At 51.2% G+C, this 410-nt stretch carries 1 protein-coding gene; it reads left to right on the top strand.

What is annotated here, in order from left to right; all coding sequences use genetic code 11:
- Nucleotides 1-14: 14 nt before the first annotated feature.
- Nucleotides 15-410: glycoside hydrolase family 5 protein (locus NE664_14795; protein ID MCQ4727903.1), on the top strand; the 396-nt coding region annotated here is incomplete at its 3' end.

Raw genomic sequence — 410 nt, 5'->3', positions numbered from 1 at the left:
ATTATCCCTTCAATATGTACGAAAACTTTACTTCCGACTATCAGACCTTCAACCGGGTCATCCATACAGCCGTGGACCGGATCAGAGAGATTGACAAACGCCACATCATCTTCATAGAAGGCGACTCCTACGGCCATAATTTTTCCGGTCTGGAGGCTCCCTTTGACGATAACCTGGTATACTCTTCCCACGACTATATTGTCTCCAGCTTCGGTCCCGGCGCTTATCCCGGCCAGTATGAGATGCTTCACAACGACCGTGTTGAGGCCGGCTGCTACTGGGATTACGAACAACTGATCCGCCACATAAAGGAGACGGAAGGCTGGCAGTTTTCCGAGACCTGGCAGGTTCCTCTCTGGGTAGGCGAATTTGGTTCCCAATACTGCACAGGAGCCGACGATATCCCTTAC

It is taken from the genome of Anaerotignum faecicola (assembly GCA_024460105.1).
GTDB lineage: Bacteria > Bacillota > Clostridia > Lachnospirales > Anaerotignaceae > JANFXS01.
The sequence above is the reverse complement of the archived record's forward strand: the minus strand, read 5'-3'. Positions and strand labels throughout refer to the sequence as shown.